This window comes from Bacillus canaveralius (assembly GCF_002860125.1).
Classification (GTDB): Bacteria; Bacillota; Bacilli; order Bacillales; family Cytobacillaceae; genus Bacillus_BJ; species Bacillus_BJ canaveralius.
Genome location: NZ_PGVA01000013.1, coordinates 91,689 through 101,819 on the forward strand (window position 1 = coordinate 91,689; position 10,131 = coordinate 101,819).

The 10,131-nt window shown below is 43.8% G+C and carries 5 protein-coding genes and 8 tRNA genes; all 13 read right to left on the reverse strand.

The features are described from left to right. Window positions 1–452 precede the first annotated feature (452 nt). The gene (locus CU635_RS06805; RefSeq protein ID WP_101576421.1) at window positions 453–2,861 is read right to left on the reverse strand and encodes a glycogen/starch/alpha-glucan phosphorylase; all 2,409 of its coding nucleotides are present in this window, start codon (window positions 2,859–2,861) and stop codon (window positions 453–455) included. Then, on the reverse strand, window positions 2,851–4,302 hold the full coding sequence (gene glgA / locus CU635_RS06810) for a glycogen synthase GlgA (protein WP_101576422.1): 1,452 nt from the start codon (window positions 4,300–4,302) through the stop codon (window positions 2,851–2,853). Before glgA ends, CU635_RS06805 begins: the two co-directional genes overlap by 11 nt. After that, window positions 4,299–5,327, reverse strand: coding sequence for a GlgC family sugar phosphate nucleotidyltransferase (locus CU635_RS06815; protein WP_101576423.1), 1,029 nt, complete (start codon window positions 5,325–5,327; stop codon window positions 4,299–4,301). The genes glgA and CU635_RS06815 overlap by 4 nt, the downstream gene beginning before the upstream one ends. A 68-nt stretch (window positions 5,328–5,395) precedes the next feature. Next, the gene (locus CU635_RS06820; RefSeq protein ID WP_101576424.1) at window positions 5,396–6,541 is read right to left on the reverse strand and encodes a glucose-1-phosphate adenylyltransferase; all 1,146 of its coding nucleotides are present in this window, start codon (window positions 6,539–6,541) and stop codon (window positions 5,396–5,398) included. Then, the gene (glgB, locus tag CU635_RS06825; RefSeq protein WP_101576425.1) at window positions 6,483–8,429 is read right to left on the reverse strand and encodes a 1,4-alpha-glucan branching protein GlgB; all 1,947 of its coding nucleotides are present in this window, start codon (window positions 8,427–8,429) and stop codon (window positions 6,483–6,485) included. The genes CU635_RS06820 and glgB overlap by 59 nt, the downstream gene beginning before the upstream one ends. 551 nt (window positions 8,430–8,980) lie before the next feature. After that, a tRNA-Glu gene (locus tag CU635_RS06830) sits at window positions 8,981–9,052 on the reverse strand. A gap of 8 nt (window positions 9,053–9,060) precedes the next feature. After that, window positions 9,061–9,151 (reverse strand) — tRNA-Ser (locus CU635_RS06835). Between the two features lie 7 nt (window positions 9,152–9,158). After that, window positions 9,159–9,233: transfer RNA gene (locus CU635_RS06840), tRNA-Asn, on the reverse strand. Window positions 9,234–9,323: 90 nt separating this feature from the next. Then, window positions 9,324–9,400: transfer RNA gene (locus CU635_RS06845), tRNA-Ile, on the reverse strand. A 3-nt stretch (window positions 9,401–9,403) separates the two neighbouring features. After that, window positions 9,404–9,477 (reverse strand) — tRNA-Gly (locus tag CU635_RS06850). Between the two features lie 46 nt (window positions 9,478–9,523). Further along, window positions 9,524–9,596, reverse strand: a tRNA-Phe gene (locus CU635_RS06855). A 282-nt stretch (window positions 9,597–9,878) separates the two neighbouring features. Continuing rightward, window positions 9,879–9,954: transfer RNA gene (locus CU635_RS06860), tRNA-Asp, on the reverse strand. A gap of 3 nt (window positions 9,955–9,957) precedes the next feature. After that, window positions 9,958–10,031, reverse strand: a tRNA-Met gene (locus CU635_RS06865). Window positions 10,032–10,131: the final 100 nt, after the last annotated feature.

A 10,131-nucleotide genomic window follows, 5' to 3' on the forward strand; every position in this document is an offset into this window, starting at 1 on the left:
TTCCGTCTCAACGAGGAAGCTTTTTTATTTTTCGAAAAAGATCATCAGTCTTTTTTGGATTAGAGTTGTCCACTGCTTCCAAACCCACTATCTTCCTCTTAAGGCGATCGAGACTGGAACTTACGGAATCACCGTTTGGAGATATTCCATACCACAGGTCTGATCGGTATGCAGAAGACAATCATAAAGACAAAAAATGAGGCCGGAATCCGGCCTCATTTTCTATAGTTAAAGTATATAATTTTTGATACTTCTTAGTAGGGCGTTTCCATGTCCAGCCCCAGCGCCTAGCCCTTCGAGTCGCTTCGGTCCTGCCAATGAAGTCAAAGAACGACTTCACCGTCAGGCCCTTCGACGTACAGGACGTACTAGTGCCGACGTTGCCACAGGACGTGGCGCTCTTAGTCGGCCAGCGCTTGTCGGGGCTGAACAAGGCGCTTGCGCTTGTCTTACTATCTTACCGCTCCCGGAGAAGAATTGATGTTCCATATATCATCCGCATATTCCCGAATCGTCCGATCACTCGAAAAATAGCCGGAATGGGCTATGTTCATTAAGCTCATTTTCAGCCAGCCCTGCTCGTTTTCGTACGCTTTGCCTGCCTGTTTATGAATATCGGCATAAGAGGCAAAATCCCTCAATACAAAGTACTGATCATTCTGCATAAGCAGGGAATCATAAATGGTTTCGAACTCATCTCCGACGCCTGGAAAAAAGCCATTGCCAAGCGAGTCGACTACATTCCGAATCCGCGTATCAAGATGGTAATACTCACGGGAATGATAGCCGCCGTTTTGATAATAGTTCAAAACTTCACTTGCACTCAAACCAAACACAAAAATATTCTCCTCGCCGGCTTTCTCCATAATTTCAATATTTGCACCGTCCAATGTTCCGAGCGTGACAGCGCCATTCATCATGAATTTCATATTCCCGGTGCCTGATGCTTCTTTGCTCGCGGTCGAAATCTGTTCACTAATGTCAGTGGCCGGAAATATTTCTTCAGCAAGCGAAACGCGATAATTTTCCAGAAAGATCACTTTCAGCTTGTCGTTTACTTTCGGATCATGATTCACTTTGTCGGCAACAGCATGAATCAGTTTAATTATCTTCTTCGCATAATAATAGCCCGGCGAAGCTTTTGCCCCAAAGATAAACGTTCTCGGGTGCATATTAAAACTTTGGTCATCCTTGATTTGCTTGTATAAATGCATGATATGGAGAATGTTTAGCAGCTGGCGCTTATAGGCGTGCAGCCTTTTCACTTGCACATCAAAAATTGAAGCAGGATCAACGGTTATACCGGTTTTCTCCTTGATTTTCAAGGCTAGGCTTTCCTTGTTGCCCCTTTTAATAGCGTTCATTTGTCCCAAGAGTGACTGATCATTAAGATGCTCACCCAGATGAGAAAGGGAGCTGGGATTTCCCACCCAGGACGGGCCAATCGTCTCGGTGATTAATGCAGCCAGACGCGGGTTTGCCTTGAGGAGCCATCTTCTGTGGCTAATTCCATTTGTTTTATTATTAAATTTTTCAGGCGATATTTCAAAAAAGCGGACCATCTCCCGTTGCTTCAAAATATCTGTGTGAATTTTTGCGACTCCGTTGACACTATGGCTTCCAACGATCGCAAGGTGGGCCATTTTCACTTTTCCATGTGCGATAATCGCCATAGCTTCAATCCGCTCCCAATCACCGGGATAGCGCAGCCATAAATCTTTACAAAAACGCTCGTTAATTTCATTGATGATCATATAAATTCTCGGCAGCAACGGCTGGAACAGGCGAATCGGCCATTTTTCGAGCGCCTCTGAGAGAGTCGTATGATTCGTATAAGAAATCGTTTTCGTCGTCACTTCCCAAGCCTGGTCCCAGCCAAGCTTCTCCTCATCGAGCAATATCCGCATCAGCTCCGGGATCGCCAAAACAGGGTGTGTATCATTAATATGAAGCCCTATGTATTGAGGCAGTTTAAGCAAGCTGGCATGATTACGCTTATATGAACGGATAATGGAACGAATACTTGCTGAGACAAGAAAATATTGCTGCTTTAACCGCAAGATTTTCCCTTCGTCATGTGTATCATCAGGATAAAGAAACTCAGACACGGATTCTGTTTCCCTTTTGTACTTCAAAATATCCTTATTAATTGGATATGGGGACGGCTCTGCACTCCAAAGCCGCAGCGTATTTACCGTATTTGTGTTATAGCCAACGACCGGAATATCATATGGAACAGCAGTAATCATTTCCGCATCCACATGGCGGAAACGAAGCCCGCCTTTTTCCGTATAGCTTTCAACAGTCCCCCAAAACGGGATATTGATGGCTAAATCTGCTTTACGCACTTCCCACACATGGCCGTGCCGAAGCCATTGTTCCGGCAGTTCAACTTGATAGCCATCGACAATTTTCTGCTCAAAAAGGCCGTGCTTATATCTGATGCCGCAGCCATGTCCCGGCATATTTAAAGAAGCAAGCGAATCAAGGAAACATGCTGCGAGTCTGCCGAGTCCGCCATTTCCAAGTCCTGCGTCCGCCTCGACCTCTTCAAGTTCATCCAGGTCGATTCCAAGTTCTTTTAAACCGTTGCTCACTACCTCTTCCATCCCGATATTCATCAAATTATGCCGCAGCAGCCGCCCGAGTAAAAACTCGATTGACAGGTAGTATACTTGCTTCGTCCCTGTGCTTCTGTAGCGCTCGTTCGTTTGAATCCAATCCGGGCTGATGTATTCCCTGATCATGCTGCCGAGTGTATGAAACTGGTCCCATTTCGTACTGTCATTAAAACTTTTGCCATATGTCATCTCAAGGCGCTGCAGGAACAAAGCTTTAAATTCCTCTTTGTTAGAAAACATGACTATCACTCCTTGAGATCAGCTCAGCATAAAGCTTATTATATTTGAATGCCGACTGCGCCCAGCTGTAGTCAGTTTTCATCGCCCGTTTTACAAGCTGATCCCAGATCTTTTTATCTTCATAAAAGCGGAGCGCTCTCCGGATCGTGTAAAGCATATCGTGGGCATTAAAGTTTTTGAAAGAAAAACCATTGCCTTCATTGGAAAACTCATTGAAGGGTTGGACTGTATCATTTAAGCCTCCCGTTTCCCGGACAATCGGTACCGCTCCATAATTCATTGCGATCATCTGGCCAAGGCCGCACGGTTCAAATAGGGACGGCATTAAAAACAAATCTGTGCCGGCGTATATTTTATGGGCCAATGCTTCATCGAACCCGATATGTGCATTAAATTGTGATGAAAACTGGTGGCTCTTCCACCTGAAAAAATCCTCAAACTCCGCATCCCCTGTCCCTAAAACAACCATTTGCATATTTTCAGCCATGAGCTCATCAAACACCCGTTTGACGAGATCGAGTCCCTTTTGCTTAGTAAGCCTTGTGATCATCACCAAAAGCGGCGTATCAGCCTGCTCAGCGAGCCCGAACAAACGCTGCAGCTCTTGTTTGTTTTTTATTTTTCCGGCCAAATTGTTATAACTGTATGGATGTGTTACAAAAGGATCATTGGCTGGATTGTAAAATTCATCGTCAATTCCATTTAAAATTCCAACCAAATCGGCGTTTCTTCTCCTCAGCAACCCATCGAGCTTTTCCCCGTAATAAGGCATTTGAATTTCCTCTAAATAGGAAGGGCTGACCGTTGTGATCTTATCAGCGGCAACAAGTGCCCCCTTCATAAAATTGACATCTCCATAAAATTCAAGCTGTTCACTGTTAAAATATTCATCGCCGAGACCCAGCAAATCCTGCAAAACTTCCTTAGGATATACACCCTGAAATTGCAGGTTATGAATCGTAAAAACAGTTCTGATCATTCCATAGCCTTCCCTTTTTGCATATCCTGCTTTAAGCAGGAAAGGAATCATGCCAGTATGCCAATCATGGCAATGAAGAATATCAGGATAAAAATCGAGGCAGGACAAGCTTTCTAGCACAGCCCGGTTAAAGTAAGCAAATCGTTCACCGTCATCAAAATATCCGTACAGGCGATCGCGCTTAAAATAATACTCATTGTCGACAAAATAATAGGTTACCCCTTCAAATACAAGCTCTTCAATCCCGCAATACTGGTTGCGCCAGCCGACCTGTACATTGAGTTCACAAATCTTTTTTAAACGCTTCCGGTACTCTTCCGGGAGGCTCCCGTATTTTGGCATGATGACACGGATATCCGTTCCGAGTTTTTTCAATTCTCTTGGCAATGATCCTGCAACATCCGCCAGCCCGCCGGATTTAATGAACGGCATACACTCCGATACAGCAAATAGTAGCTTCACGAATTCATCAACGCTCCCTGTACGGTTCCTTTTCGAATCACATACGGATGGCGGCTGGAAGCCTTCATAACAGTATTCGGCTCTATCTTTACATCCTTATCCAAAATAACTGAATCTAGCACACAGTTTTCGGCAATTTGGCATTTTTGCATAATGATACTGTTTCGAATCACCGAGTTTTTGCCGATCTTTACTCCCCTTGAAATAATGCTGTTTTCCACATACCCATCAAGGATACAGCCGTTCGCAATCATCGCATTTTTGACTCTCGCTCCTGCTAAATAGCGGGTTGGCGGTTCATCTTTTACTTTTGTATAAATTGGCTGATCCTTCAAAAATAGCTGCTGCCAAATCGTTGGTTGAAGAATGCTCATGCTCGCATTGAAATAAGTGTTAATTGAGTCGATCATAAAGGTGAATCCGGTATAATTATAGGTGCAGAGCCTATATGAATGGCCAATATCGGCCACAACATCCCGCATGCAGGTATAGCCCGTATTTTCTCTTGTCTCAATTAATTCAATCAACAGGGATTTTTTCACCAGATACATTTCTAGCGATTTTCCCTTCTGGCGAATCTCTGTAATATCACATCCGGATGCAAGATGCCAATCAAGGACTGGCCTGAAATCCATATTTAACACGGTGTAACAGTTCGCAATCACGGCATAATCCTGTGTACTTCGGTAAAAATAATCGAGGTTTGCCGCAAAGTGGGTAAACGATCCAATTCCCTGCTGCGGCCCATCTAAATTTGGCGATGGAAAAAAGAACAGTCCATCCCGCTTTCGATTGAGGTCCCAGTTTCGCCCGGAACCTAAATGGTCCATTAAGGAGCGGTATTGGAATTTTGGAAAAATCGCAACGCTCTCAATTTCTGAATTCACCATATTTGATAATACAAAGTCAATTAGTCGATATCGCCCGGCGATCGGAACTGCTGCAAGAGAACGATGAATAATCAATTCTTCTAAATCTTCATGATAGGTCGTTGCATCAATAACACCCAGTAGTCGCTTTTTCAACTTTTGTCCCTCCCGATTTATTATTTGTCAGCGTTTCAGACTAATGTTTACTGTTTGTCTGGATAACATTATGAGAAAATACCTTTCAGCAGTTCATCGGTCACGAGTACCACTTCTTCCGATTCATCGACAGGGCGGATCACCGTGCCGTCAGGAACACGGATATTGGAAGGAACGATCGCTTTTTCGATATAAGTGTTTTTTCCGATGACAGCATCCGGCATCACGACCGTTTCTTTGACAACCGCCCCTTTTTCAACGGTAACACCCTGGAATAAAACAGATTTTCTAATATCCCCTTCAATGGTGCAGCCTTCGTTGACGAGCGATTCAGTAATATCCGCTTCCGCTGAAATATATTGTGGAGGATGGTTCGGGTTGATTGAGTAGATTCGCCACGAATAATCAAACAGGTTAAGTTGACATTCTTCATCCAGCATATCCATGTTTGCTTCCCAGAGGCTTTTTACTGTCCCAACATCTTTCCAGTAACCTTTAAATGGATAGGCATACATTTTCTTTTTCTCATCAAGAAGGAGTGGAATGACATCCTTGCCAAAATCATGTGAGGATTCCGGGTTACGGTCATCCATTTCCAAATACTCTTTTAAGACGCTCCAGTTGAAAATATAAATTCCCATTGAGGCAAGATTGCTTTTTGGCATTTGCGGTTTTTCGTCAAATTGGGTTATTTTCATGTCGTCGCTCGTATTCATAATCCCGAATCGACTCGCTTCAGCCCAGGGAACTTCGATGACGGAAATGGTCACATCTGCCCCTTTTTCAACGTGGTATTGCAGCATTTGTTCGTAATCCATTTTATAAATGTGATCTCCGGAGAGGATCAGTACATATTCAGGGTCGTACTGAACTAAATAATTTAAATTTTGGTAAATGGCACTCGCTGTTCCTGTATACCATTTCACTTCAGAGGACTCGCTGTATGGGGGTAAAACTGTGACCCCTCCATCTTTTCGGTCCAGGTCCCAGGCACTGCCGATGCCAATATAGGAGTTTAAAACAAGAGGTTGATATTGAGTGAGGACACCGACAGTGTCAATCCCGGAATTTGTGCAGTTGCTCAACGTAAAATCAATGATTCTATATTTGCCGCCAAATGGAACGGCCGGCTTCGCCAGGCTCTTCGTCAATGTACTAAGCCTGCTTCCCTTTCCTCCTGCTAGTAGCATTGCGACGCACTTTTTCTTCACCATTGCTGTTCATCTCCTTCCGCTTTTTCACAGGTCTTAATATGGTTAACCCAAATGGCGATACCGTTAATTTCACAGAATAAGGCCTTCCGTGAAAGCTGCTTTCTTCCGCTTTTACAACCCGCTTGTTCACAAAACCTGCCCCGCCAAATGCGAGCTGGTCACTGTTAAATATTTCGCGGTACTGTCCTGCCGCAGGAACACCAATTTTATAATCCAGATATGTTTTTTCTGTAAAATTACCAATGATGATAAAAAACTCGCCCTCTTTTGCCCCCTTACGCATAAAAGAAAAGATTGACTGCTGCCCATTATCCACGTCAATCCATTCAAAGCCTTCACCCAGGTGATCGAGTTCGTACAATGGTTTGGAACGCTTATAAAGCTTAAGTAATTCTTTAACATAGTCATTTAATTTTTTGTGCATGTCATACTCAAGCAAATGCCAATCAAGCTGTTCTCTAAACTTCCATTCTGCAAACTGACCAAGCTCGGTGCCCATAAACAGCAGTTTTTTCCCTGGGTGGGCAAACATAAATCCAAGCAAAAGACGCAGTTGCGCAAATTTTTGCCAATAATCTCCCGGCATTTTATCCAGCAGCGATTTCTTGCCATGCACCACTTCATCGTGGGAGAATGGCAAAACAAAATTTTCATTAAATGCATATAACAGTGAAAATGTTACTTTGCTGTGGTGTTTTGCTCTTTGAGAGGAGGGAGCTTCCATATAGGTCAAAATGTCATTCATCCAACCCATATTCCACTTATAATTGAAGCCCAGCCCGCCATAATGCACAGGGCTGGTCACCTGTGGCCAGTCCGTTGAATCCTCTGCGATCATCAACATGTTCTCGTCTTGCTCAAAGATAGCCTTATTCAATTTTTTTAAAAATTCGAGCCCGTATGGATTGGAATGGCAGCCATCTGAATTAGGCCAATAGATGATGTTCGCCACTGCATCAACACGAAACCCGTCCACATGGAAATATTCCATCCAAAACAATGCATTGGAGATCAAAAAACTTTGTACTTCCGGCTTTCCGAGATCAAAATTGGCCGTTCCCCATTCATGATTTTCCCGGTCATGGCTATTTTGGTACTCAAACAAATAGCTCCCATCAAAGCGAAACAGTCCATGATCATCCTTGCAAAAATGCCCGGGAACCCAGTCAAGTATTACACCTATCCCATTTTGATGGCACTGATCAATGAAAAACATCAGGTCTTGCGGTGTTCCGTAACGGCTTGTAACGGAATAATAGCCAGTACCCTGATAGCCCCATGAGTCGTCGAACGGATGCTCAACTAATGGCAACAGCTCAATCTGCGTAAAACCATGCTCCAGGACATACGGAATTAGTTGCTCAGCCAACTCCCTGTAAGTAAGAAAACTTCCATCCTCTTTCTTTTTCCAGGAGCCTGCATGCACTTCGTATATCGCTGCCGGCTCAGCATAGATCGGCTTTTTCTCTTTGCGAGTTCGCCAATTATGGTCGTTCCATTGGTAACCGTTAAGAGAATATACAATTGAGGCAGTTCGTGGGCGAAGCTCGGAATAATAGCCGAATGGGTCTGATTTTAGCAGCCGTTCACCGTTATGATTGATAATTTCATACTTATATAGGGCACCCTCCAGATTTCTATCGACCATCAGCATCCAAACACCTTCATTATTCACTCTATGAAAGGTATACCCTTCTCCATTCCAATTGTTGAAATCACCGACTAGTCTGACAATGGCAGCAGATGGAGCCCATACACAAAATCGGGTAAACTGCCTCTCATTTTCCTCAAAAAGATGGGCACCAAATAAACGGTAGCTTTCATAAAACGTACCTTCATGAAACAAATGCAGCTGATAATCCGTAGGCAATAATGAATTCAAAACAATCCTTCTCCCCGCTCCAAAAATATTTCATGACTTTTATCTATTATTCGATTTGAGTTTCGAATATCCTTGTAAAAGTTTTTTTAATTTTATGACAATAAACACTGTTTTTCGATAAAATTTGAATAGAAATATGTAAATAACTGGGGTTTCGACAATATTAACAGCAAGCAGTTACGAAAAAGCAGTTTAGTAATATAGGATTTTATTAGTCGTTGTTTTAATAGGACAGACAGGAGTCTCGTTGTTATAGTCTTCTCGTTCATTCGATGACTCCAGCCCATGATCTTATTTCGTCAGACAAATGTAAAAAAGCCCGGCACCATTATTGATGCCGAGCATTGTATAATAGAAACACAAATGGATTAGAAATGAGAGGATACATGGGAATAACCAATCTGCTTGACAGGCCCGATATCATTTAAGCGGAAATTCAGGGAATTAAGCCAAAGCCATTTTACTGTTAGCAACTAGAACCAGGATTGAATTCAATTTACATGGCAAACCCAAATCAAAAAAGCTGCTGACACATTGTCAACAGCTTTTTTGATAGATGACCCCTACGGGATTCGAACCCGTGTTACCGCCGTGAAAGGGCGGTGTCTTAACCGCTTGACCAAGGGGCCGTTTATTATGGCGGAGAAGGAGGGATTTGAACCCTCGCGCCGCTTACGCGACCTACACCCTTAGCAGGGGCGCCTCTTCAGCCTCTTGAGTACTTCCCCATATAGATGGCTCCGCAGGCAGGATTCGAACCTGCGACCGTTCGGTTAACAGCCGAATGCTCTACCACTGAGCTACTGCGGAATATTAAGATACTGCGGATTATTAAGATATTTTTTATCGCTAGTCTAGAAGAACAACCAAGCTATTCTCCCGAGCTGAATTTTATACGAATGGTGGGCCTAAATGGACTCGAACCATCGACCTCACGCTTATCAGGCGTGCGCTCTAACCAGCTGAGCTATAGGCCCATTTGGAGCGGGTGATGGGAATCGAACCCACGATATCAGCTTGGAAGGCTGAAGTTTTACCATTAAACTACACCCGCATCATATTTATAGAAGTTTTCTATACATATCCACAGACAATAAAGGTGGCTCAGGACGGAATCGAACCGCCGACACAAGGATTTTCAGTCCTTTGCTCTACCGACTGAGCTACTGAGCCATAATTCAAATATTTCCTAAACTTTAATTCAAGTAAGTCCTTTGCTCAAAAGATCTCACGATCTTTCTCGCAGATTGCCGCAGAAGCTTTTCATCGATGTGAGCAATCTGCTCTACCGACTGAGCTACTGAGCCATAATTCAAATATTCCCTAAACTTTAATTCAGTAAGTCCTTTGCTCAAAAGATCTCACGATCTTTCTCGCAGATTGCCGCAGAAGCTTTTCATCGATGTGAGCAATCTGCTCTACCGACTGAGCTACTGAGCCAATTAAAAAAAAAAGTGGCGGTCCCGACCGGGATCGAACCGGCGATCTCCTGCGTGACAGGCAGGCATGTTAACCGCTACACCACGGGACCAGATTGCGGGGGCAGGATTTGAACCTGCGACCTTCGGGTTATGAGCCCGACGAGCTACCGGACTGCTCCACCCCGCGACAATAGAAATTATTAAGTTTTCCCTATGCACTTTGATAGCATTAGGACTGTCCCGATCTCAGGATGCTAAACCAAGCTGCGGCTCGATCGGTACAACTC

Bases quoted from the DNA above. Each gene is read 5' to 3' on its own strand.
- CU635_RS06805 (WP_101576421.1), bottom strand. From the start codon at position 2,861: ATGTTTTCTAACAAAGAGGAATTTAAAGCTTTGTTCCTGCAGCGCCTT.
- CU635_RS06820 (WP_101576424.1), bottom strand. From the start codon at position 6,541: ATGGTGAAGAAAAAGTGCGTCGCAATGCTACTAGCAGGAGGAAAGGGA.